21 protein-coding genes are annotated in these 23536 nt (G+C 71.3%); 11 read left to right on the top strand and 10 right to left on the bottom strand.

From position 1 onward, the window contains the following. Nucleotides 1-188: 188 nt before the first annotated feature. Nucleotides 189-425, bottom strand: coding sequence for a hypothetical protein (locus ACFVYS_RS10850; RefSeq protein WP_389500842.1), 237 nt, complete (start codon nucleotides 423-425; stop codon nucleotides 189-191). Between the two features lie 218 nt (nucleotides 426-643). On the opposite strand from ACFVYS_RS10850, the gene ACFVYS_RS10845 reads away from it, so the two are divergent. Next, the gene (locus ACFVYS_RS10845; protein ID WP_389500840.1) at nucleotides 644-1753 is read left to right on the top strand and encodes a winged helix DNA-binding domain-containing protein; all 1110 of its coding nucleotides are present in this window, start codon (nucleotides 644-646) and stop codon (nucleotides 1751-1753) included. Between the two features lie 170 nt (nucleotides 1754-1923). On the opposite strand, the gene ACFVYS_RS10840 is transcribed toward ACFVYS_RS10845, so the two are convergent. The 3 genes from ACFVYS_RS10840 to ACFVYS_RS10830 form a co-directional block, all read right to left on the bottom strand. Next, complete coding sequence (locus ACFVYS_RS10840) at nucleotides 1924-2715, bottom strand: S1 family peptidase (RefSeq protein ID WP_383466601.1); 792 nt, start codon at nucleotides 2713-2715, stop codon at nucleotides 1924-1926. A 294-nt stretch (nucleotides 2716-3009) separates the two neighbouring features. Continuing rightward, nucleotides 3010-5829 (bottom strand): AAA family ATPase, encoded by a 2820-nt coding sequence (locus ACFVYS_RS10835; protein WP_389500838.1) that lies wholly within the window; start codon nucleotides 5827-5829, stop codon nucleotides 3010-3012. Between the two features lie 223 nt (nucleotides 5830-6052). Next, nucleotides 6053-6913: a LuxR C-terminal-related transcriptional regulator gene (locus ACFVYS_RS10830; protein ID WP_389500836.1), complete on the bottom strand. Its 861-nt coding sequence runs from the start codon at nucleotides 6911-6913 to the stop codon at nucleotides 6053-6055. 184 nt (nucleotides 6914-7097) lie between these two features. Between ACFVYS_RS10830 and ACFVYS_RS10825 the strand changes: the two genes are divergently transcribed. Both ACFVYS_RS10825 and ACFVYS_RS10820 read left to right on the top strand, forming a co-directional pair. Then, nucleotides 7098-8774, top strand: coding sequence for an AMP-binding protein (locus ACFVYS_RS10825; protein WP_389500834.1), 1677 nt, complete (start codon nucleotides 7098-7100; stop codon nucleotides 8772-8774). Further along, nucleotides 8771-10402: an AMP-binding protein gene (locus ACFVYS_RS10820; RefSeq protein WP_389500832.1), complete on the top strand. Its 1632-nt coding sequence runs from the start codon at nucleotides 8771-8773 to the stop codon at nucleotides 10400-10402. Before ACFVYS_RS10825 ends, ACFVYS_RS10820 begins: the two co-directional genes overlap by 4 nt. Before the next feature lie 80 nt (nucleotides 10403-10482). Here ACFVYS_RS10820 and ACFVYS_RS10815 read toward each other — a convergent pair whose 3' ends face one another. After that, entirely contained in the window at nucleotides 10483-11304 is an 822-nt protein-coding gene (locus ACFVYS_RS10815) for a hypothetical protein (protein ID WP_389500830.1), read from the bottom strand. A 202-nt stretch (nucleotides 11305-11506) separates the two neighbouring features. On the opposite strand from ACFVYS_RS10815, the gene gcl reads away from it, so the two are divergent. Continuing rightward, nucleotides 11507-13291, top strand: coding sequence for a glyoxylate carboligase (gcl, locus tag ACFVYS_RS10810; protein ID WP_389500829.1), 1785 nt, complete (start codon nucleotides 11507-11509; stop codon nucleotides 13289-13291). Between the two features lie 244 nt (nucleotides 13292-13535). Here gcl and ACFVYS_RS10805 read toward each other — a convergent pair whose 3' ends face one another. From ACFVYS_RS10805 to ACFVYS_RS10790, 4 genes are all read right to left on the bottom strand, one after another. Further along, nucleotides 13536-13838, bottom strand: coding sequence for a hypothetical protein (locus tag ACFVYS_RS10805; RefSeq protein ID WP_389500827.1), 303 nt, complete (start codon nucleotides 13836-13838; stop codon nucleotides 13536-13538). Between the two features lie 517 nt (nucleotides 13839-14355). After that, nucleotides 14356-14604 carry a hypothetical protein gene (locus tag ACFVYS_RS10800; protein WP_389500825.1) on the bottom strand — a complete coding sequence of 83 codons (249 nt, stop codon included), beginning with the start codon at nucleotides 14602-14604 and terminating at the stop codon, nucleotides 14356-14358. 540 nt (nucleotides 14605-15144) lie between these two features. After that, entirely contained in the window at nucleotides 15145-16047 is a 903-nt protein-coding gene (locus ACFVYS_RS10795) for a 2-hydroxy-3-oxopropionate reductase (RefSeq protein WP_389500823.1), read from the bottom strand. A gap of 25 nt (nucleotides 16048-16072) precedes the next feature. Further along, the gene (locus ACFVYS_RS10790; protein ID WP_389500822.1) at nucleotides 16073-16894 is read right to left on the bottom strand and encodes a TIM barrel protein; all 822 of its coding nucleotides are present in this window, start codon (nucleotides 16892-16894) and stop codon (nucleotides 16073-16075) included. A gap of 224 nt (nucleotides 16895-17118) precedes the next feature. Between ACFVYS_RS10790 and ACFVYS_RS10785 the strand changes: the two genes are divergently transcribed. From ACFVYS_RS10785 to ACFVYS_RS10755, 7 genes are all read left to right on the top strand, one after another. Further along, nucleotides 17119-17406, top strand: a complete 288-nt coding sequence (locus ACFVYS_RS10785) for a hypothetical protein (RefSeq protein ID WP_389500821.1) — start codon at nucleotides 17119-17121, stop codon at nucleotides 17404-17406. Next, a complete protein-coding gene (locus ACFVYS_RS10780) occupies nucleotides 17403-17771 on the top strand; it encodes a helix-turn-helix domain-containing protein (protein ID WP_020125443.1) in 369 nt (122 codons plus the stop codon). Before ACFVYS_RS10785 ends, ACFVYS_RS10780 begins: the two co-directional genes overlap by 4 nt. 174 nt (nucleotides 17772-17945) lie before the next feature. Continuing rightward, nucleotides 17946-18455, top strand: a complete 510-nt coding sequence (uraD, locus tag ACFVYS_RS10775; RefSeq protein WP_389500819.1) for a 2-oxo-4-hydroxy-4-carboxy-5-ureidoimidazoline decarboxylase — start codon at nucleotides 17946-17948, stop codon at nucleotides 18453-18455. 8 nt (nucleotides 18456-18463) lie between these two features. Then, a complete protein-coding gene (gene uraH / locus ACFVYS_RS10770) occupies nucleotides 18464-18889 on the top strand; it encodes a hydroxyisourate hydrolase (protein ID WP_389500817.1) in 426 nt (141 codons plus the stop codon). Nucleotides 18890-18893: 4 nt separating this feature from the next. After that, nucleotides 18894-19799 (top strand): factor-independent urate hydroxylase, encoded by a 906-nt coding sequence (pucL, locus tag ACFVYS_RS10765; protein WP_389500815.1) that lies wholly within the window; start codon nucleotides 18894-18896, stop codon nucleotides 19797-19799. 124 nt (nucleotides 19800-19923) lie between these two features. Beyond that, complete coding sequence (locus tag ACFVYS_RS10760; RefSeq protein ID WP_389500813.1) at nucleotides 19924-21303, top strand: 8-oxoguanine deaminase; 1380 nt, start codon at nucleotides 19924-19926, stop codon at nucleotides 21301-21303. Between the two features lie 292 nt (nucleotides 21304-21595). After that, nucleotides 21596-22939 carry a nucleobase:cation symporter-2 family protein gene (locus ACFVYS_RS10755; RefSeq protein WP_389501082.1) on the top strand — a complete coding sequence of 448 codons (1344 nt, stop codon included), beginning with the start codon at nucleotides 21596-21598 and terminating at the stop codon, nucleotides 22937-22939. On the opposite strand, the gene ACFVYS_RS10750 is transcribed toward ACFVYS_RS10755, so the two are convergent. Continuing rightward, nucleotides 22905-23507, bottom strand: a complete 603-nt coding sequence (locus tag ACFVYS_RS10750; RefSeq protein WP_389500811.1) for a 3'-5' exoribonuclease domain-containing protein — start codon at nucleotides 23505-23507, stop codon at nucleotides 22905-22907. The genes ACFVYS_RS10755 and ACFVYS_RS10750 overlap by 35 nt on opposite strands. Between the last annotated feature and the right edge of the window lie 29 nt (nucleotides 23508-23536).

The raw sequence follows: 23536 nt of genomic DNA, 5'->3' as shown, positions 1-23536 counted from the left end.
CCACGAGGCGTGCGGCAAGAATGAGCGTCCGCCGCCATGGCCACCAGGCAGATTTCCATTGAATGGCACGCGACCGAAACGTGGCCGCAACGTGTGATCGACGACCGGGTGGATCACCCGGCACCGAGGGTGGCGACCCCGGGCCCGTGATGAAGCCGACCCGCGGGCCGAGGAGGAAGGCCGCGGCGTCACCGACCTCGTCGGGCGCGGCGAAGCGCTCGGGCCGCGCCCCGGGCGCCGGGAGCGAAGAAGCGGACGGTCTCGGCCGGCACCATGAGGCCGCCGGAGATGTCACCCAGGAGCCGTACGACGTCGTAGAGCTGGCTTCGTGTGCCTACACCCTGAATGACGAGCCCCGCGAGATCGATGTTCGGCCGGCTCCCCGCCACCTCCAGTCGCTGGCGTCGTAGATCTGGGTCCCCCATCGGCGCCACGCCTCCTCAAAGCGCCGCATCTCGGCGGCGATCGCGACAGTCGCTGCTCAGTGGTTCTCGACCGGCGCCAGCGGGCGCCATCGCCGTGTGCCGCGCCGCGGCCGTGGGGGAGCAGGCGCGGGCACTTGGCGGGGGAGCTGATCAGCGGCTGTGGGCTGCGGGCTGCGTTGCGGACGGAAGGTGTCCGCAAGCCCCGCTACGTTGCGTACATGACGAAGACGACGTACCCGGCGGGCCCCGTGCTCGGCGCTCGGGCCCTCAATCGCGCCACCCTCGACCGGCAGTTGCTGCTGCGGCCGTCGTCGATGTCCGCCGGGGCCGCCCTGGAGCATCTGCTCGGGCTCCAGGCGCAGAACGTGAAGCCGCCGTACTACGCGCTGGCCGCCCGTCTCGACGGCTTCGTCCCCGAGCAGCTGTCGACGCTGATGGCCGGCCGCGGGGCCGTCCGCATCGTCAGCATGCGTTCCACCATCCACACCCACACCGCCGACGACTGCCTGACGCTCCGGCCGTTCGTCCAGCCGGCCCGCGACCGTGAGCTGACGTACTTCCGCAAGGGCCTCACCGGAGTCGACCTCGACCGGCTCGCCGTCCTCGCCCGCGAGCTCGTCGAGGCCGAGCCGCGCACCATGAAGCAGCTGCGCGAGGCGCTCTGCGCCGAGTGGCCGGACGCCGACCCCCAGTCCCTCGCCGTCGCGGCCCGCTGCCGTCTGCCCCTCGTCCAGGTCACCCCGCGCGGACTGTGGGGCAGGAGCGGGCAGGTCGCGCTCACCACCGCCGAGCAGTGGCTGGGCCGGCCCGCGCGGAGCGCCCCGACCGCGGACTCCGTGGTCCTGCGCTATCTGGCCGCGTTCGGCCCGGCCTCCGTCAAGGACATGCAGACCTGGGCCGGCCTGACCCGGCTGCGCGACGCCTTCGAACGCCTGCGTCCGGACCTCCTCACCTTCCGCGACGAGCACGGCGTCGAGCTCTTCGACCTCCCCGACGCGCCGCGTCCCGACCCGGACACCCCGGCCCCGCCCCGCTTCCTCCCCGAGTTCGACAATCTCCTGCTCTCCCACGCCGACCGCACCCGGGTCGTCCCCGCCGAGTACTGGGGGCGCTCCTGGCAGGGCAACCAGGCGTACCGCACCCTCCTCGTCGACGGCTTCCTGGCCGGTCTGTGGAAACGGGAGCAGGACGCCCTGGTCGTCGAGCCCTTCGGAACTCTCACCGAGGCCCAGCGGCGGGACGTGACCGCCGAGGGCGAGCGGATGCTGGCCGCCATGCACCCGGGGCAGCCCCACGACATCCGGTTCGGCACCGTCGTACGGTCGTGACCACCGCGCTCCGCCGCAGACGAGAAGCCCCCACCGGGAACCGGTGAGGGCTTGGATAGGGGGCGCTGCGGGCCGCTCGTGGAGGCTCGCAGCGCCCCCCGGTCTTTCCCTGAGGGGTACTCAGGAGATCTCGGGGACTGCTACGCGGTCACCGGTCAGGAGCTGACCGGCTAGGAGTTGACCTGCGTCGTCACCAGGCTGGAGAAGGTGGTCAGCCGGGTGTAGACACCCGGGTAACCGGCCTCCGCGCAGCCCTCGCCCCAAGAAGTGATCCCTGCCAGGACGCCCCCGATGAGCAGGGGACCGCCGCTGTCGCCCTGGCAGGTGTCTACGCCGCCGGATGTGTATCCGGCGCAAACCATGTCGGTCGCGACGAAGTCGGAACCGTAGGAGCTCTTGCAGCTGGAGTCGGACACGATCGGGACGGTCGCGGTCCGCAGCTGGTTGGAGGAGCTGCCGTTCTCCGAGGTGGTGCCCCAGCCGATGATGCGGGCGGTGGTGCCGGCCGCGTACACGCTGGTCTGGGACGAGGAGACGTACGAGGCCGTGGTGTACGGCATCGACGTCGACAGGGTCAGGACCGCCACGTCGTCACCGTTGGTGGCGTCGGTGTAGCTCGGGTTGATCCAGATCTTGCTGACCCGGCTGACCGTGCCGTTGGTGCCGTTGAGGTAGGTGCGCCCCCCGACGACACGCACACTGCTCGTGGTCTCGCCGACCATACAGTGGGCGGCCGTGACCACCTTGGTCGCCGAGACGAGGGTGCCGCCGCAGAACTGGTTCTGCGAGGCGTCCGTGATCTGCATCATGAACGGGTACGTCGTGGTCGTGGTCGTCGTGCCGCCGACGATCGGCTGCGGCGCTGCGACAGCGGTGGGGGCGCTGAGCAGTGCGGTCGCCGCGGCCGCGGCGGTCGCCGCGAGGACGGCGGCGGTCTTCTTGAACCGGTTGAGCCCGAACATGGATCTCCTCGGTGGGGGATTGCCGGTGGGGGGTCGCACGGGTGTGGGGGGTTACACGGGGGTCGCGGGACCGACCCCCGTATGCCCGGGCGAGCGGCACGTCCCTTAAGCTAGGACCCGGCACCCGTTCCCCCCAATGAGGGAACCCCCTAAGGGAGTTGGGGCAGGGAAAACCCTCGGTCGGCTCAGGCGAGCCACAGCCGCCGCCGAGGGGGCGCTCAGAGAGACCGCCGCGCGGGGCACGGCACCCGCTGAGGGTGGGGAGCCCTCAGGGGCAGTTAACCCGCGGATTCCTCACTTCGCGTGACGCCCCGCCGCCAGTCGGACGATGTCCACCCGCGAACGGATCCCCAGCTTCCGGTAGACCCGGGTCAGGGTCGCCTCGACCGTCTTGACGCTGATGAACAGACGCGCGGCGATCTCCCGGTTCGTCGCGCCCTCCATGACGAGCGCGGCGACCTGACGCTCCATCGAGGCGAGTCCCTCCAGCGCGTCGGACGGGGGAGCCGTCTGCGGGGGCACGGCGACCGTCTCGGGCGCGGCCGCCGCGACCGCCGCGTCGACCTGGCGCAGCCAGGGCAGCGCCCGGCACCGCCGGAACAACCGCGCCGCCTCGTCGTACGACGTCGGGCCCGGCCGCCCGGTGCGCAGCGCGGCCAGCGCGAACGCCGCCCGCGCCTCCTCCAGGCCGTACCCCAGCTTGGCGAGCCGGTCCTGAACGGACGTCAGCCGGGACAGCGCCGCCTCGTGGTCGCCGCGGGCCGCCCGCACCATCGCCTCCGCCCGGTCCAGCACGGCCAGCACGCTCTCCCGGCCCAGCCGGAGCGCGTGCTCGCGCGTCACGTCGATCACGTCCTGTGCCTCGCCCGGCTCACCGACCCGGACCAGCGCCTCGGCGAGGTCGCCCTGCCAGCGGCCCCGGGCCGGGTCGGTGATGCCCAGACCCTGCTCCAGCTCCCGCACCCGGCGCAGCGAGCCGACCGCGCCCGCCGCGTCCCCGGCCACCAACTGGGCGTGGCCCAGCGCGGCCAGCGCGCGCGAGACGTACATCTGGTCGCCGTCCTCCTCGGCCTTCCCCGCCGCCTCCCGGGCCAGTGCCAGCGCCCGGTCGACGTCACCGCCGGAGGCCTCGGCGAGGGAGGCCAGCATCGCGGAGGCACCCAGGCCGATGCCGGAGTCCCGGGCCAGCCGGAGGCTCTCGCGGGCGAGGTCGAGGGCGCGTCCGCAGTGCCCGGAGCGCAGTTCGGTCTCGGCGAGGAAGCGCTGGAAGTGCACCTCGCTCTCGACCATGCCGCGCCGGCGCACCTCGCGCAGCAGCGCGGTGATGGTCGACCGGGCCTCGGGGAGCTGATCGCTCATCAGCAGCCAGCGGAACCGGGCCGCCCCGACGCCGTTGTGATGGCACGCCACGTAGGGGTCCTGGGGTTCCCGCAGGGCCCGCTTGATGGTGGTGGGGGCGTTCGGGTGGCCCATCAGGGTCTCGGTCGAGGCCTGGAAGGAGAGCGCCATCAGCTCGGTGCGCCGGTCGTCCCCGCGGGCCGCCAGATCGGCCGTGTGCGCGGCCTCCTTGCGGGCCTCGGCGAAGTCGCCCTCCACGATCAGCTTGCGCCAGGCCAGCCGGTAGTGGACCAGGGCGAGCAGCCGCGGGTCGTCGCCGGCGTCGGCGAGGGCCTGCGGGAAGACGGCGTCGACCTCGCCCAGGGACTGCCCGGCGGCCTCGATCACCACCTCCCAGGCCCGGATCCGCTCGGCGGGCACGGTCGCCCGGGTCAGCACCTCGCGCGCGATGTCCCGGGCGAGGTCCACCTCGCCGGCGGTGATCGCGTCCTCGGCGGCCTGGAGCCGCCGCTCGTCCGGGGCGGGGGCGCCGTCCGGCGGGGTGTGCCGGGCGGCCAGCAGTCCGAGGGAGGCGGCGACCGAGGGGGCGCCCCGGTCGCGGGCGAGCGCGGCGGCCTCGGCGAGCCGGGCGGCGACCTCCGGGTCGGTGCCGGTGGTGGCCAGGGCGAGGTTGCGGGCCCGCTCGATCGGATCGGAGGCGGCGGTGGACAGCGCGGCGTGCGCGGCCCGGCGCTCCTGGGCGGGCGCCTCCGCGTACAGCGCGGCCGAGATCAGCGGATGCGCGAAGCGTACGGCCGGCCCCTCGGGCTCCGTCGCCAGCAGCCCGAGGGCCGCCGCCTGCGCGGTCTCGGCCTCGGCGTTCTCGCGGCCGGCGGCATGCAGCAGGGCCAGCGTGGGGCGGGCGCCGGCGCTGGCCACGAGCAGGGTGCGGCGGGCCTCGTCGGAGAGCATGTCGAGGCGGCTGAGGACCAGGGCGCGCAGCGAGGTCGGCACCGGCAGGGGCTCGCCGGGCCGGGGCGGCGTCGGGCTCTCGCCGAGGGCGCGGCCCAGTTCCAGGGCGAAGAGCGGGTTGCCGCCGCTGGTGCGGTGGATCTCCCGCATCGTCGAGCGGGGCAGGTCGGTGTAGCCGCGGTGGTCGAGCAGCGCGGAGACCTGGGCGCGGGAGAGGGGGTTGAGCCGGACGGCGATGGTGTCGGGCGGGGACGCGCGTAGATGACGGTCGTACTCCTGCTCCTCCGTCCGTACCGCGCACAGCAGCTGGACGGGGGTGTCGCCGAGTCGGCGGGCGGCGAAGCCGAGGAGTTCGGCGCTGGCCGAGTCCAGCCACTGCAGATCGTCGGCGACGAGCAGGACGGGGCCCGTGGCGGCGAGCGCGCGCAGGGCCGACAGCACGGCCAGACGCAGGGCGAGGCCGTCGCGTTGCAGAGTCGATTCGCCTCGGCCGGTGAGCGCCGACTCCAGGGCCGTGCGCTGGGCGGCGGGCAGCTTGTCCGAGATCTCGTCCAGCACGAGGCCGAAGAGGTCGGCCAGAGCCAGGAAGGGGAGGTGGGATTCGGACTCGGTCGCCGAGCAGCGCAGGACGGTGCGGGCCGCCTCGCCGTAATCCGCGGCCAATGCCCGCAGCACGGTCGACTTTCCTATTCCGGCCGGGCCGTGCAGCAGCACACTGCCACCGCGCGTCAGCTGGTCACGGGCGGCCGTGAACAGCTCGTCCCTGCCGATGACCAGGTCGGGGCGGCATCTGGCAGGCTCCTTGAAGTCCCGTCGCACGGTCACCGCTCCCCTCCGAGTGTCGTGTCCGGGCCAAATTCTAGGCAACGTCCCTTTGAAATTCGGAGACACGGCGTGGTGAGGCATATAACAACGTGACGCATAGGGAAATTCATGGAGACGATGGATGAATGGTCTCTTGTCGTGAGGGGCCTCCCTGGCTTGATGTGATCGCTGCTCCCACGCATCTTGCACCGCCCGCGCTACGGGCATGTTGCGCACCCCGCGGTCAGGGCAGCAGGCCCGCCCTCCGGGCCACGACCACCGCCTCTCCCCGGGTGCGCGCGCCCAGCCGGCGCATCGCCGACCTCAGATAGCCCTTGACCGTCTCCGGGCGCAGCCCCAGCCGCTCGGCCGCCGCCGCGTTCGTCGCCCCCGCCGCCACCCACGCCAGTACGTCCAGCTCACGCGGGGCCAGGGCGACCGGCTGCCCCGCCGGCCGCTCCGCCGGCCCGGCGGCCAGCAGCCCGCAGACCTCCAGGAGCTCGGCGCGCAGGGCCGGATCGGCGATCCGCGGGGCCAGGGCGCGCAGGGCCGTGTGCGCCTCGCGCACCTGCTCCCAGCCGGCCCCCGCCCCGGTGTCCGGACCGGGCCCCGCGCCCGCGGTGCCCGGCCGGGCCGCCGTCAGCAGGTCCCGCGCCTCGTCCCCGACCACCAGCGCCTGCTCCACGTCCCGCGCCGCCTGCACGGCCGCGGTCAGCGTGCGGTCGCCCAGCGGCTGGGCCGTGCGCAGGGCGCCGTACAGCACCCCGCGCACCCGGCGCCGTACGACCACCGGGATCGCCAGCACCGAGCGCAGGCCCTCCTCCGCGACGGCCGCGTCGTACTCGTGACTGATCTGCCGGGAGAGGGAGTAGTCGGTCACCGCGCACGGGCGGGCCAGCGCCACCGCCTTGCCGCCGAGACCGTTGCCGGAGGTCACCGCCAGTCCGCGCAGCGCGAGACCGGCCGCGCCGCTGAACTCGCTGATCCGCATCCGCTGCCGCCCCGGCTCCACCAGACCGCCGAAGGCGACCGGCAGCCCCGTCGCCCGCCGCAGCCGCGCCAGCGCACCGCGAATCTCCACCGTTCCGGCCGCGTCTGCCGCCACGTTCTCGCCCTTTCCGCGCGGCTTGGTGCCGCACACCCCCGTCCGGGGGTAGTGAGACCTGCATCACGGATTACACGATGGCAGAGAGCCGCCCGGCAATGGTCCGGCGCCACGGGAGTGAGCCGCAGGGGCCGAGCGCCCCGGAGGCGCAGGACCGAGCAAGCCAAGAAAGCACGGAGGACAGATGACGACGGCGACGGCGACGGAGCGTTTCCGCAGAGCCCGCGACTTCCTGCTGGAACACCGCGAGGACTACACAACCGCTTACGAGCGTTTCGAGTGGCCCCGCCCGGACCGCTTCAACTGGGCCCTCGACTGGTTCGACGTCATCGCCGACGGCAACGGGCGCACGGCGCTGCACATCGTGGAAGAAGACGGTTCCGAAACCCGTCTCAGCTTCGCCGAACTGTCGGAACGCTCCGACCGGCTCGCGAACTGGCTGCGCGGACGCGGCGTCGCCGCCGAGGACCGGATCCTCGTCATGCTCGGCAACCAGGCCGAACTCTGGGAGACCGCGCTGGCCGCGATGAAGCTGCGGGCCGTCGTCGTCCCGGCCACTCCGCTGCTCGGCCCCGCCGACCTCACCGACCGCGTGGAACGCGGCCGCATCCGGCACGTCCTCGTCCGCACCGAGGACACCGGCAAGTTCGACGAGGTCCCCGGCGACTACCGGCGCATCGCGGTCGGCGGCGCACCCGACGGCTGGCAGCGGTTCGAGGACGCCTACACGGCCCCGGCCGGCTTCACGCCCGACGGCCCCACCCTCGCCGACGACCCGCTGATGCTCTACTTCACTTCCGGTACGACCGCCCGCCCCAAGCTGGTGGAGCACACCCACACCTCGTACCCCATCGGGCATCTGTCGACGATGTACTGGATCGGCCTCCGGCCGGGCGACGTACACCTCAACATCTCCTCGCCCGGCTGGGCCAAGCACGCCTGGTCCAACCTCTTCGCCCCGTGGAACGCCGAAGCAACCGTTTTCATCCACAACTACACCCGCTTCGACCCGGCCCGGCTGATGACCGAGATGGACCGGGCCGGGGTCACGACGTTCTGCGCCCCGCCCACCGTCTGGCGCATGCTCATCCAGGCCGACCTCACCCAGCTGGGCACCCCGCCCCGCGAGGCGGTGGCCGCGGGCGAGCCGCTCAATCCCGAGGTCATCGAGCAGGTGCGGCGCACCTGGGGGGTGACCGTCCGGGACGGTTTCGGGCAGACCGAGACGGCCGTGCAGATCGCCAACAGCCCCGGACAGGAGCTGAAGACCGGCTCGATGGGCCGGCCGAGCCCCGGCTACCGGGTGGAGCTCCTCGACCCGGTGTCGGGCGCGCCGGGCGTGCAGGAGGGCGAGATCGCGCTGGCCCTGGCGGCCCGGCCGGTCGGCCTGATGACCGGTTACCACGGCGACGCCGACCGCACGGCGGAGGTGATGGCCGGCGGCTACTACCGCACCGGCGACATCGGCAGCCGCGACGAGAACGGTTACCTCACCTACGTCGGCCGGTCCGACGACGTCTTCAAGGCCTCCGACTACAAGATCAGCCCCTTCGAGCTGGAGAGCGCGCTACTGGAGCACGAGGCGGTCGCCGAGGCGGCCGTCGTCCCCGCCCCGGACGAACTGCGCCTCGCCGTGCCCAAGGCCTACGTCGTGCTCGCCGAGGGCTGGGAGCCCGGTCCCGACACCGCGAAGGTGCTGTTCGAGCACTCCCGCCAGGTCCTCGCCCCGTACAAGCGCGTGCGCCGCCTGGAGTTCGCCCCGCTGCCCAAGACGGTGAGCGGCAAGATCCGCCGCATCGAGCTGCGCGAGGCGACCGAGGCGGGTTCGCCCGACGAGTACCGCGAGGAGGACTTCCGGTGAGCGAGGCGTCGTACGCGCAGACCAGGACCGTTTCGTACGCGCACGGGACGAGCGCGACCGCGCTGCTCGGGGACACCATCGGCGCCGACCTGGACCGCACGGCGCAGCGCTGGCCGGACCGCGAGGCACTGGTCGACGTGCCGTCCGGGCGACGCTGGACGTACCGCCGATTCGTCGAGGACGTCGACCGGCTGGCGTACGCGCTGCTCGCGAGCGGGGTCGCCAAGGGTGACCGGGTGGGCATCTGGGCGATCAACTGCGCGGAGTGGGTGCTCGTCCAGTACGCCACCGCCCGGATCGGCGCGATCATGGTGAACATCAACCCGGCGTACCGCACGCACGAGGTCGAGTACGTCCTGCGACAGGCGGGCATCTCCGTGCTGTTCGCCTCGCTGAGCCACCGGACGAGTGACTACCGCGCGATGGTGGAGGAGGTACGCGGCAGATGCCCGCAACTGCGGGAGACCGTTTACATCGGTGATCCCACCTGGGATGCCCTGCTGCGGCGTGGCACGCCCGACCTCTACGAGGCCTTCCACACCCGCAGAAACGAGTTGTCCTGCGACGACCCCGTCAACATCCAGTACACCTCGGGTACTACGGGCTTCCCCAAGGGAGCCACCCTCTCCCACCACAACATTCTCAACAACGGTTACTTCGTGGGCGAGTCGATCGCCTACAGCGAGCAGGACCGGATCTGCATCCCGGTGCCCTTCTACCACTGCTTCGGCATGGTGATGGGAAACCTGGCGGCCACCTCGCACGGCGCCTGCATCGTCGTCCCGGCTCCGTCCTTCGACCCGAAGGCCACGCTGGAGGCGGTCCAGCGAGAGCGGTGCACCTCCCTGTACGGCGTGCCGACCATGTTCATCGCGGAGTTGAACCTGCCCGACTTCGCGAGCTACGACCTCTCCTCCCTGCGCACCGGCATCATGGCGGGCTCGCCCTGCCCGGTCGAGGTGATGAAACGGGTGGTCGCCGAGATGAACATGGCGGAGGTGTCGATCTGTTACGGCATGACCGAGACCTCGCCCGTCTCCACCCAGACCCGCCGCGAGGACGACCTGGAGCATCGCACCGGCACCGTGGGCAGGGTCCTGCCGCACATCGAGGTGAAGGTCGTGGACCCGGTGGACGGGGTGACCCGACCACGCGGCGTCGCGGGCGAGCTGTGCACCCGCGGCTACAGCGTGATGCTCGGTTACTGGAGCGAGCCCGAGAAGACCGCCGAGTCGATCGACGCGGGACGCTGGATGCACACCGGGGACCTGGCGGTGATGCGTGAAGACGGTTACGTCGAGATCGTCGGCCGGATCAAGGACATGATCATCCGGGGCGGGGAGAACATCTACCCGCGCGAGATCGAGGAGTTCCTCTACGGCCACCCGGGGATCCGGGATGTGCAGGTCGTCGGCGTCCCGCACGAGAAGTACGGCGAGGAGGTCCTCGCCTGTGTGATCCCGGCCGACGCGGCGGACCCGCTGACGCTGGAGGAGTTGCGCGCCTACTGCGAGGGCCGGCTGGCGCACTACAAGATCCCGAGCCGGCTGTGGATCATGGAAACCTTTCCGATGACCGTTTCGGGGAAGGTACGGAAGATCGAGCTGCGCGAGGGGTACGGCCTCTAGCGGGGTTTCCATGCTGCGGGCCACTCAAGTCACTCGGGTCACTCCGGTTGTCCGGGTTTCCTACGGCGATGGCCGTCGTCTCAGGCGTCCCCGGCGTCCAGGGCGTCGGCCATCGAGTTGACCGGCTGCGGGGTGCCCGTCAGGTCCAGCACGAAGAGCGGTACGCGCAACTGGTCTGCGCGGGCGCGGGCCTCCTCGGCGTATCCGGCCAGGGAGAAGTAGACGCAGTCCGCGGATTCCGTCATGGCCGTCAGCCACAGGCACTCCACGTCCCGCAGTGAGGCCGGGCGCACGCTGGGGTCCACCTGGGCCACGAGCCCGCGGGCGGCGAGGCCGATGCCGGAGGTGGGCCGCTGATCGGCCCGCCGGATGTCCCCGTGCCCGAGCCAGTTCAGATAGAGCGCGGCCGCGGTGACCGCGTCGCGGGCGGTACGGATGGCGACGGGCCGAAAGGCACGCCGCTGTGCGGCCGGTGCCGGTTTCGGCCCTGGTGCCGGTGTGGGTGTGGATGCCGGTGGGGACGGCGGCGGCGATGTCGACGCGCTTGTCACGGGCCCTGGATCGGGCCCAGGCCCTGGCTCCGGCCCACGCCCCGACTCCGGCTCGGGCCCTGCCCCCGGCTCGGGGGCAGGGTGGTCGGTCACCGGGATCCGTATCACCGCTCCGCAGGCGCAGCCCAGTTCAGGGTGCGGCCACTGGTGCCGCCGGTGGCAGGCGGGGCAGCGCAGGGCGACCCACTCGTCGTCCCACGCCCGGTGCGCGACGGTCGTCGGCGCCGTCCGCCGGTCGAGCACGGGCGTGACGGGGGCACCGCACGCGCACGGATAACAGGGCGCGGTGTAGAGGCGCTCGCGCCGACAGGCCGGGCAGCACACCGGCACGCTCTCGGGCATGGCCCCCATCGTCCTCCTCCGGCCCCCGCTTGTCCGTCTCTTGACGACCTTCGCGTCCCGACTTACATTGCTTCCAGATAGTAGAAAGTATTTTCCGCATCACGGAAGTGAGCGGAGTGCTGAACACCGATGGAAGGGCTCACCGCGGGGCGCGACGGGAGAGCGAATCCGACAGCTAGAGCAGCTGAAGCAGTCGAAGCAGGAGTAGCCCATGGCTCGTATGACCGCTGCCCGCGCGGCAGTCGAGATCCTCAAGCGCGAGGGCGTCACCAGCGCGTTCGGTGTCCCCGGCGCGGCGATCAATCCCTTCTACGCGGCGCTCGGGGCTTCCGGCGGGATCGACCACACCCTCGCCCGTCATGTGGAGGGCGCCTCGCACATGGCCGAGGGCTACACCCGTACCCACCCGGGCAACATCGGGGTCTGTGTCGGCACCTCCGGCCCGGCAGGCACCGACATGATCACCGGGCTGTACTCCGCCCTCGGCGACTCCGTCCCGATCCTGTGCATCACGGGCCAGGCGCCGACCGCCGTGATCCACAAGGAGGACTTCCAGGCCGTCGACATCGCCTCCATCGCCAAGCCGGTGACCAAGATGGCGGTCACTGTCCTGGAGGCGGCCCAGGTGCCCGGAGTCTTCCAGCAGGCCTTCCATCTCATGCGCTCCGGCAGGCCGGGTCCGGTCCTGATCGACCTGCCGGTCGACGTCCAGCAGACGGAGATCGAGTTCGACGTGGACACGTACGAGCCGCTGCCCGTCTACAAGCCGGCCGCGACCCGTGCGCAGATCGCGAAGGCGCTGGCGATGCTGAACGCGTCCGAGCGTCCGCTGATCGTCGCGGGCGGCGGTGTCATCACCGCCGACGCCGCCGAACTCCTTCTGGAATTCGCCGAGTTGACCGGCACTCCGGTCATTCCGACCCTGATGGGCTGGGGTGCGGTCCCCGACGACCACGAGCTGAACGCCGGCATGGTCGGCCTCCAGACCTCGCACCGCTACGGCAACGCGACGTTCCTGGAGTCCGACTTCGTCCTCGGTATCGGCAACCGCTGGGCCAACCGTCACACCGGCCGTATCGACGTCTACACGGCCGGCCGCACCTTCGTCCACGTCGACGTGGAGCCCACCCAGATCGGCAAGATCTTCGCCCCGGACTACGGGATCGCCTCGGACGCGAAGGCGGCTCTGGAGCTCTTCGTCGAGGCGGCGAGGGAGTCCAGGGCGGCGGGCACGCTTCCCGACCGTTCCGCGTGGGCGGCCGCCGCGCAGGAGAAGAAGGCGACCCTCCAGCGTCGTACGCACTTCGACGACATCCCGATCAAGCCGCAGCGCGTCTACGAGGAGATGAACAAGGCATTCGGTCCGGAGACCCGGTACGTCACCACCATCGGGCTCTCGCAGATCGCCGGCGCCCAGATGCTGCACGTCTACCGGCCGCGCCACTGGATCAACTGCGGCCAGGCGGGGCCCCTCGGCTGGACGATCCCGGCGGCTCTGGGCGTGGCGAAGGCCGACCCGGAGGCGCAGGTCGTGGCCCTCTCCGGGGACTACGACTTCCAGTTCATGATCGAGGAGCTGGCGGTCGGCGCGCAGCACAAGATCCCTTACGTCCATGTCCTCGTCAACAACTCCTACCTGGGACTGATCCGACAGGCGCAGCGGGCGTTCGACATCGACTTCCAGGTCAATCTGGAGTTCGAGAACATCAACTCGCCCGAGCTGGGCGTCTACGGCGTCGACCACGTCAAGGTCGTCGAGGGCCTCGGCTGCAAGGCGATCCGGGTGACGGACCCCGCCGAGTTGGGGGCCGCCTTCGAGCAGGCCAAGAAGCTGGCCGCCGAGTTCCAGGTGCCGGTCGTCGTGGAGGCGATCCTGGAGCGCGTCACCAACATCTCGATGAGCGGCACCAACGACATCGGCAACGTGGTGGAGTTCGAGGAACTCGCGACCGAGCCCGGGCATGCGCCGACATCGATCAGGACGCTGAAGGTCTGAGGTGGTGGCCTGAGGCCGAAGGGCCGAGGCTGAACGGCTGAGGCCGAGAGTCTGAGGCCGAGAGTGAGGCCGAGAGTCTGAGGCCGAAGCCCGTCGTCGCGAAGGGGCGGCCCGTCCCGTGGGACGGGCCGCCCCTTTCCGCTTTCTCTGTATGCGTTTTCCGAGACCGTTGCCGTGCGCAATTCCGGTAGGCGTTTCCTGAGCCCGTTTCCTGAACGCGTTTCCTGAACCCGTTTCCGGGGGCTCAGTCGGAGCCGCCGCCGCCCCCACCCCCGCAGCTGTACATCGTCCCGCCCGTGCCACCGCCCCGCGGTGAGCGTCGGTGGAACCCCTGGTCCGCCACCTCGGCCCGGGCGATCAGACCCGCCCGCAGGGCGAAGCGCGCCGCCAGGACACTCAGGGCGGGCTCGCCGTGCAGGGCCACCGCCATCAGGACGTCGTCCGTCGACAGTCCTTTCCTGCCGGCCGGCAGGGGATGCGCGTCCCGCAGGGCGCGCAGAGCGCGTCGAGCGGCGCGGGTGCGCCGCGGCGGCAGGGAGCGCAGCATCCCGGCCGCCACCAGCCCGGCCCGCAGCCCGGACAGGCCTCCCGCACATTCGGCCGGGACTCCAACTCCGCGACACTCGCAGGCCGTTGCAGCGACGCGTAGACCGCCTCGGGCAGGGCGCCCAGCGCAGGCAGGGCGTCCAGGGCGTCCTGGGCGGGCCGACCGCCTCCCGCGTCCCCGGCCGACGGCTCTCCTGTCACCCCCGGCGCCCTTGTCACCCCCGGCGCCCTTGTCACCGTCGCCCGGATCCGGCCCGGCCGGCCCGCGTCGACCAGCCCCCTCAGCTGAAGGGCGAGCGCGGCCACCGTGACCGCCGCCCGCGGACCGCCCCGCAGCAGCGCGACCTCGAACGGCTCCAGTCGGACCGACGTACCACCGCTCATGTCCCCACCCCCGGAACGAGGCCCGCCGCCCCCGTGTCGGCGGGCCCCGCGTGACCACAATGTGCCCTCGCCCGGGGGTGGTTGAAGCCTCTTGAACAGAGTTCAGAGGTTGATTTGAGGTTGGCGTGCCCGGCCTACTCCTCGGGCCGGTGCCCGTGCTCCTCCGACAGTCCCGGCCAGTCGTCGGGGCCGCCGCCCTGCCACTCGATGAGGTCGCTCTCCTCCACCTCGATCCGGTCCAGGTCGGCCAGGCGGAGGATCTCGATGACGTCGTCGAGGTGGGAGGCGACCCCGAGAACAGCGTCACCCGAGGTGACCCGCCGGGACCCGTCCAGGGCCGGAGGGTGGACCACGATGTGGGGATAATGCGGCGCATTGTTCATATGCGTATTCCTATCCAGACCGGCACCCTTGTTCACAGGGCAACGCGCGGCGCTCCCTCGTCGGTCCTGCTGACGGGGGAGTGCCGGGGCGTGGATGGCCGTCCGACGGCGCGAGGCCGGGCGCGACAGGACGTTCGCGCCGCCGGACGGAGCTTTCGGGAGTGAGGTGTGGGGTGCGGCGTGGGGAGGTGGGGGCAGGGACCGCGGCGGGTTGCGACGGAGCCGGGAGTGGGCTTCCCTCAGGTCGAGAAGCGGGCCCCGTTCCTTCACCACCGCACTGGCTCGCACGCCGCCGCGGTCCTCGCCCTGCCCGCGCCCGTGTCCGGCGACCACCCCTCATCCGGGTCGCACGGTACGGTCGCGGGCCGCGCGTACGAGGTCGTGACGTACCGTCAGGACCCGTACGCGAGCCGGTTGTTCGGTTGCCGGCCGTCGGTGCCGGGCGAGCCGGTCGGCAACCGGTTGCAGTATGGGTTTCCGGGCGGCGTCGCCGCTTGGGCGCGACAGGACAGATGTCAGCGACGGCGCCGCCCGGAAGTCTCAGAGTCGCGCGCCCGAGAGACGCTCGACGGCCCGCAGCAGGGCCGAGTGGTCCAGTCCGCCGTCGCCCTGCGCGCGCAGGCTCGCGACCAGCTGGGCGACCACCGCGCCGACGGGCAGGGCCGCGCCGACGTTGCGGGCGGCGTCCGTGACGATGCCCATGTCCTTGTGGTGCAGGTCGATCCGGAAGCCCGGCTTGAAGTCACGGGTGAGGAAGTTGTCCTTCTTCCGGGCCAGCACGGTCGAGCCGGCGAGCCCGCCGCCCAGCACGTCCAGCGCAGCCTTCAGGTCCACGCCCGACTTCTCCAGGAAGACCACGGCCTCGGCGCACGCCTGGATGTTCACGGCGACGATCAGCTGGTTGGCGGCCTTCACGGTCTGGCCCGAGCCGTGCGGACCGCACAGCACGATGGTCCTGCCGAGCGCCTCGAAGAGGGGCTCCGCCTCGTCGAAGTCGGCCTGCTCGCCGCCCACCATGATGGACAGCACGGCCTCCACGGCACCGGCCTCACCCCCGGACACGGGGGCGTCGAGCACCCGGACGCCCTTGTCCTTCGCCGCCCGGGCCAGGTCGATCGAGGTCTGCGGGGTGATCGAGGACATGTCGATCAGAAGCGCCCCGGGCCGCGCGTTCTCCAGGATGCCTTCGGGGCCGTAGGCGATGGCCTCGACCTGCGGTGAGGCGGGCACCATGGTGATCACGACGTCGGCGTCGCGCACCGCCTCGGCGATGGACCCCGCGGCGCTGCCGCCGGCGGCGGCCAGCCGGTCCAGCTTGTCCTGTTCCAGGGTGAAGCCGGTGACGTCGTAACCCGCCTTGAGCAGGTTCTCGGACATGGGCGAGCCCATGATGCCGAGGCCTATCCAGGCGATCTTGGGAAGTGCGGGAAGTGCGTTGCTCATCGGGGGTGCCTCTCGGTACGGGGGATCAGCGGGGCAGCCAGTCGAAGGCCTCGGCGCTCGGACGGTCGCCCGGCTTGTACTCGAGGCCGACCCAGCCGTCGTAGCCGGCCTTGCGCAGCCGGTCGAGGAGATCCTCGAGGGGGAGTGAGCCGGTGCCCGGCGCGCCACGGCCCGGGTTGTCGGCGATCTGCACATGGCCGGTCCGTGACGCGTAGCGCTCGATCACCGCCGGCAGGTCCTCGCCGTTCATCGACAGGTGGTACAGGTCCATCAGGAACTTCGCATTGCCGAGCCCCGTCGCGTCGTTGACCTTGTCGACGATCCCGATCGCGGCCGGTGCGCTGACCAGCGGGTAACGGGGCGACTCGGGCCGGTTCAGCGCCTCGACGAGCAGGATCGCGCCGATCCGGTGCGCGGCCCGGGCCGCGAGGACCAGGTTCTCCAGCGCCAGCGCGTCCTGCTCGGCCGGGTCCACTCCGTCGAGGCGGTTGCCGTACAGCGCGTTGAGCGCGCGGCAGCCCAGGGACCGCGCGAAGCCGGCGGCCACGTCGATGTTGGCGCGGAACCGCTCCGACTCCTCGCCGGGCAGCGACAGGGCGCCGCGGTCGGGGCCCGGGAGCTGTCCGGCGTAGAAGTTGAGGCCGGTGAGCTGTACGCCCGCGTCCTCGATCGCCTTCCGCAGGGCGTCGAGCTCGGACGGCTCGGGGGTGGGGGAGTCGATCCAGGGCCACCACAGCTCGACCGCGGTGAAGCCGGCCGCGGCGGCGGCCGCGGGGCGCTCCAGGAGCGGGAGTTCCGTGAAGAGGATCGACAGGTTGACGTTGAAGCGCTGGTCGTCGAAGCCCATAGGGTTCCGCGCTCCTTCCGTGTCGAGTGTTTCCGTATTGCGGAAGTTGTTTTCTGCTTATTGGAAGATTGCCGGTCGGTCGGGCGGCTTGTCAAGGGGATGGGGGGGGCGCCGGAGCCCGGTCGAGGTGGAATCCCGAGTCCGGGGTGATCGTCCGTCCGGTCCGTTAAGGTCGGGGTCCGGGCGCCGAAGGTCCGGTCCCGTTCAGAGAGGTGTGGGGCGCGATGCGACTGAAAGTGGAGTTCACCACCGAGCCCTTCGACCTCGACGAGGCGCCCGCGCACGCGCTGGTCGCCCGTGAGGTGATCGAGGCGGCCGACCTGGACGCGGTGGACGTCGGGCCGTTCGGCAACACCGCGGTGGGGGCCTCCGACGCCGTGCTCGCCGCCGTGGACGCGCTGCTGCGCAAGTCCCTCGGCGCGGGTGCCACCCGCATCTCGCTCCAGGTCAACGTCATCGGGGACGACGCGGACCGGGACGCGGGCGGCGATGTCGTCGGGGAGGGCGTGTGAGCACCTCCGGTGACGAGGCCTTCATCGCGGCCGTGAAGCCGCTGATCGACGCGATGGGCGGGGAGATGATCCCGCCGGACGAGGCCGGCGCCGACGACGTCGTCCTGGCCTGGGAGGGCGCCGACGCCGTCGCCGTACGCCTGCCCCAGCTCGCCGACTCCCTCGATCACATCCTCGCCGCCATGGAGCGCAGGAAGGGCAGGCCGCTGGCCGACCTGGACCGCAAGGCCAAGCAGGAGGTCGTACGGATACTCGAGGCGCGCGGCGCCTTCTCCGTACGGCACGGGGTGGAGACCGTGGCGAGCGCGCTCGGGGTGAGCCGCTTCACGGTCTACAACTACCTCAACCGGGAGAAAGAGGCCTGAGCGGTCTCCCGGGGAGCCTGCGAGGTCGATCAGGGGCGATGGTGGGTCGCTGGGGGACGGCCGGGTTTCGTTACCCGAATTTTCAACAAAGTGTTGACGTGGTGTCGCGGACAGGCGTTAGCTGGCCGCAGCCCGCTCAAGCACGAAGGCCGTCTCGCGGCCACGGAGGCTCCCGTGACTTCGACTTCCCCACCCCCGGGCCTGGCCCGGTTCAACGACCTCGAGGAGTCCGTGGCCCGCGCCGCGCTCCACGAGGCGTGCGCCTCCACGGCGTGGGCCACCCGACTGCTCGCGGCCCGCCCCTACGCCACCGTCGCCGACCTGTACACCGTCAGCGACGCCGCGATGGCCGGCCTGACCGCCACGGACCTGGCGGAGGCGATGGCCGGGCACCCGCCGATCGGCCGTCCGAAGCCCGGCGATCCGACCTCGGCCCGTGAACAGCGCGGCATGGCCGGCGCCTCCGAGGACCTCAAGGCCGAGATGCTCGAACTGAACCTGGCCTACCAGGAGAGGTTCGGCCACGTCTTCCTGATCTGCGCCACCGGTCGCACGGGCGAGCAGATGCGCGACGCGGTCAAGGAACGGATCGGCAACGCGCCGGAGCAGGAACGGGAGATCGTCCGCGTCGAACTGGGCAAGATCAACCGTATCCGCCTCGCCCGACTCGTCGAAGAGGACTGACACACCCCATGAGCACCAGCAGCACCGCATCGGTGTCCACCCACATCCTGGACACCTCCGTCGGCCGACCCGCCGCGGGAGTCGCCGTCCACCTCTCCGCCCGCTCGGGCCGGGGTGCCCGGCACGGGCAGGAGGGGGACTGGCGGGCGCTCGGCGGTTCCGCCACCGACGCGGACGGCCGCTGCAAGGACCTGCCGGCACTGCCGGAGGGGACCACCCATGTACGGCTCGACTTCGCCGTGGAGGCGTATTTCGAGCGATCCGAGAAGAAGCAAGCCGATGCGCAGCAGGACGCCCCCGCGAATCGGGACAGCGGTCCCACAGCAGTGTTCTTCCCCGAGGTGGCGATCACCTTCGCCGTCGTGCCCGGCGAGCACTACCACGTACCGCTGCTGCTCAACCCGTTCGGCTACTCCGTTTACCGAGGGAGCTAGCTAGATGCCCACCTACCTGGGACAGAACCAGTACGGCAAGGCCGAGAACCGAGTCGTCAAGATCACGCGGGACGGCACCACCCACCACATCAAGGACCTCAACGTCTCCGTGTCGCTCAGCGGCGACATGGACGAGGTCCACTACTCCGGCTCGAACGCCAACGTGCTGCCGACCGACACCACCAAGAACACGGTGTACGCGTTCGCCAAGGAGCACGGCGTCGAGTCCGCCGAGCAGTTCGGCATCCACCTCGCCCGCCACTTCGTGACCTCGCAGGAACCGATCAGGACCGCGCGGATCCGCATCGAGGAGTACAGCTGGGAGCGGATCGTGACGCCCGGCGAGGACGAACACTCCTTCGTCCGCCAGGGCCAGGAGACCCGCCTCGCCCAGATCACCTACGACGGCTCCGCCTGGGAGGTCGTCTCCGGGCTCAAGGACCTGACCGTCATGAACTCGACGAACTCCGAGTTCTGGGGCTACGTCAAGGACGAGTACACGACGCTGCCCGAGGCGTACGACCGCATCCTGGCGACCGAGGTGTCCAGCCGCTGGCGCTTCAACTGGTCCGACGACGCCCAGCAGGCGCCGGACTGGGAGGAGTCGTACGCCCAGGTCAAGAAGCACATGCTGCTGGCCTTCGCGCAGACGTACTCCCTCTCCCTGCAGCAGACCCTGTACGCCATGGGCGCGCGGATCATCGACCACCGCGGCGAGATCGACGAGGTCCGCTTCTCGCTCCCCAACAAGCACCACTTCCTGGTGGACCTGAAGCCGTTCGGGCTGAAGAACGACACCGCCGACGGAGCCGTCTACTACGCCGCCGACCGTCCCTACGGTCTGATCGAGGCCACCGTTCTGCGGGACGGCTGCGAGGCGAAGATCCCGGTGGACCTCACCAACCTCTGAACCGCCCCCCTTTTTTCGGCACCCGTGGCCGGCGAGCCCGCGCCTCACCGGCCACGGCACTCAAACTCCCAGGGTCCTGCCGTGCCCTCTCCACCAGAGTCCACTGAGTGAAAAGGACGCCACCATGGCAGCAGACCGGCGCACCGTCATCGAGAACTGTTCGATCGCGACCGTCGACGCCCAGGACACCGAGTACGCAAACGGTTACGTCGTCCTCGTCGGCAACCGGATCGAGTCGCTCGGCGCGGGCCGGGCCCCGGACGGCCTGGAGAACGTCGAACGCCGCATCGACGCCACCGGGCACCTGGTCACCCCGGGCCTGGTCAACACCCACCACCACTTCTACCAGTGGATCACCCGGGGCCTGGCCACCGACCACAACCTCTTCGACTGGCTCGTCGCCCTCTACCCCACCTGGGCGCGTATCGACGAACAGATGGTCCGCGCGGCCGCCCAGGGCTCCCTGGCGATGATGGCCCGCGGCGGCGTCACCACCGCCATGGACCACCACTACGTCTTCCCGAAGGGCTCCGGCGACCTGTCCGGCGCGATCATCGGCGCCGCCCGCGACATGGGCGTCCGCTTCACCCTCGCCCGCGGTTCCATGGACCGCAGCGAGAAGGACGGCGGACTGCCCCCGGACTTCGCCGTCGAGACCCTGGAGGGCGCGCTCGCCGCCACCGAGGAGACCGTCAGGCAGCACCATGACGCCTCCTTCGACGCGATGACCCAGGTCGCCGTCGCTCCCTGCTCGCCCTTCTCCGTCTCCACCGAACTGATGCGGCAGGGAGCCGAGTTGGCCCGCCGAGTCGGTGTGCGTCTGCACACCCACGGCTCGGAGACGGTCGAGGAGGAGAAGTTCTGCCACGAGCTGTTCGGCATGGGCCCGACCGACTACTTCGAGTCCACCGGCTGGCTCGGCGAGGACGTGTGGATGGCCCACTGCGTCCACATGAACGACTCCGACATCGACGCCTTCGCCCGGACGGGGACGGGCGTCGCCCACTGTCCGTCGTCCAACGCCCGGCTGGCGGCCGGCATCGCCCGGGTCCCCGACATGCTCAAGGCGGGCGTCCCGGTCGGCCTCGGCGTCGACGGCACGGCCTCCAACGAGTCCGGCGAACTCCACACCGAGCTGCGCAACGCCCTGCTCATCAACCGCCTGGGCGCCCACCGCGAGGCCGCCCTGAACGCCCGTCAGGCACTGCGCCTCGGCACCCACGGCGGTGCCCGGGTCCTGGGCCGCGCCTCGCAGATCGGCTCGCTGGAGCCGGGCAAGCTGGCCGACCTGGTGCTGTGGAAGCTGGACACCCTCGCCCACGCCTCCATCGCCGACCCGGTGACCGCCCTGGTCTTCGGCGCGGCCGCCCCCGTCACCGCCTCCTTCGTGAACGGCCGTCAGATCGTCGAGCACGGACGTCTGTTGCACGCCGACGAGGACGCGATCGCCCGCTCGACGCGCGAAGAGGCGCAGCGGCTGGCGCGCATCGCCGCACAGGGCTGAACCCGCCTGCTCCGTAAGGGACTCGGTCCCTGCGGGCTCTGAACTCCGGTCGAGGGGGACGGCCCTCGACCGGTAGCCGTGGCCGGGGCGCGCGTGGAACGCGCGTGCCCCGGAACGGTTCCCCACCGTCCCCGTTCGTTTCCGAGTACCTCCGGCTTCCAGGTACTTCCGCACCGCCGCACCACCTCCCTGACACCCGCGTCAGAGCCGACGTGTACCCGACCGGAGGAGAGCCGCCGTGTCCCCGCATGCAGTCGACCACCCCGTCGACGAGAAACTCCCCGCACCGAGAATGGCGACGAGCGGCCTCCAGCACGTGGCCGCCATGTACGCGGGAGTCGTCGCCCCGCCCCTGATCGTCGGCGCGGCCGTAGGCCTCACCGGCACCGAACTCACCTTCCTCACCGGCGCCTGCCTCTTCACGGCAGGTCTCGCCACCTTCCTCCAGACGCTGGGCGTCTGGAAGATCGGCGCCCGCCTTCCCTTCGTGAACGGCGTCACCTTCGCCGGGGTCGCGCCCATGACGGCGATCGTGGCCTCCACGGACGACAAGCGGGACGCCCTGCCCGTCATCTTCGGCGCGGTGATCGTCGCCGGTCTGCTGGGCTTTCTGGCCGCGCCCGTCTTCTGCAAGGCGGTCCGCTTCTTCCCGCCGGTCGTCACCGGGACGGTGATCACCCTGATCGGCGTCTCCCTGCTGCCCGTCGCTTTCGGCTGGGCGCAGGGTCCCGACCCCGCGGCCCCGGACTACGGTTCGACGACGAACCTGGGCCTGGCGGCGGCGACCCTCCTGCTCGTGCTGCTCCTGCGCCGCTTCACGCGCGGCTTCGTCAAACAGATCGCCGTACTGCTCGGGCTGCTCGCCGGCACGCTCGTCGCGATCCCCTTCGGCGTCACGGACTTCGGCCCGGTGGCCGACGCGGACGTCATCGGGTTCCCCACCCCCTTCCACTTCGGCGCCCCGCAGTTCCAGCTCGCGGCGATCCTGTCGATGTGCGTGGTGATGGTGGTCTCGATGACCGAATCCACCGCGGACATGCTGGCGTTGGGTGAGATCGTCGAACGCCCTGCGGACGAGCGGACCATCGCGGCCGGCCTGCGCGCCGACACCCTGGGCTCGGCACTCAGCCCCGTCTTCAACGGCTTCATGTGCAGCGCCTTCGCCCAGAACATCGGGTTGGTCGCGATGACAAAAATCCGCAGCCGCTATGTCGTCGCCACCGGTGGCGGTTTCCTCGTCCTGATGGGCCTGTGCCCGATGGCCGCCTCACTGATCGCCGTCGTACCCCGTCCGGTCCTCGGCGGCGCCGGCGTCGTCCTGTTCGGGTCGGTCGCCGCCAGCGGCATCCAGACCCTGGTGAGGGCAGGCCTGGAGAAGGACAACAACGTCCTGATCGTCGCCGTCTCCCTGGCCGTCGGCATCATCCCGATCACCGCGCCGGACTTCTACCACGCCTTCCCGGAGACGGCGAAGATCGTCCTGGACTCGGGCATCTCCACGGGCTGCCTGGCCGCCGTTCTGCTCAACCTGGTCTTCAACCACACCGGCCAGGGGCGGAACGCGGCGGACGTGACCCACCCGATGGAGGCGGGGGAGGAGATCACCGGGGCGTCCCGGGCCCCGGCCACGCCATGAGGTTCGCGAGCAACTCGGCCTGTTCGACGGCGTCGTCCAGCGCGTGGTGCGTGTGAGGACGCCTCGGCAGCAGGTGGGCCGGCATCGTCCGCTTCGCCACCGCCCGCAGCGGCAGCCCCGCCTTGGTGGCGTACAGCGTCTTCATGTCGAGGCAGCCGGAGTGCCCGAAGGGGCTCTCCCCGGTGAAGCGGATCAGGTACCAGTACAGGAACGTCCAGTCGTACGACGCCGGGTAGCCGCACATCACCGGCTGGGCGTCGCCGGTCACCTCGCGCACCCAGCGGGTGAACTGGGCCAGTGCCAGGGCGGGTTCGAGCCCCTCCTCGACCAGGCGGTCCCGGTCGAGCCCGCTCACGGCCAGGGCCTCGGGGACGAACTCGTCGCTGATCGGGCGCAGTTCACGGTAGAAGGTCTGCCGGGTGGGGTCGGCCGCGGTGAACCCGTCGGCGTCCTGCCGCCCGGCGACCGCCGCGCCCAGGCTCAGCAACGAGTACGGCCCCGGGATCGGACCGTCCGCCTCGACGTCGACCGAGAGATAGAGGCTGGGTTTCACGCGTCGTACGGCCATGGGACCGGAGCATCGCAGGTCCACGCGGC

The sequence above is a fragment of the Streptomyces sp. NPDC058295 genome (assembly GCF_042880655.1).
GTDB classification, from domain to species: Bacteria; Actinomycetota; Actinomycetes; order Streptomycetales; family Streptomycetaceae; genus Streptomyces; species Streptomyces coriariae.
This window is presented reverse-complemented; position numbering and strand designations above follow the sequence as displayed.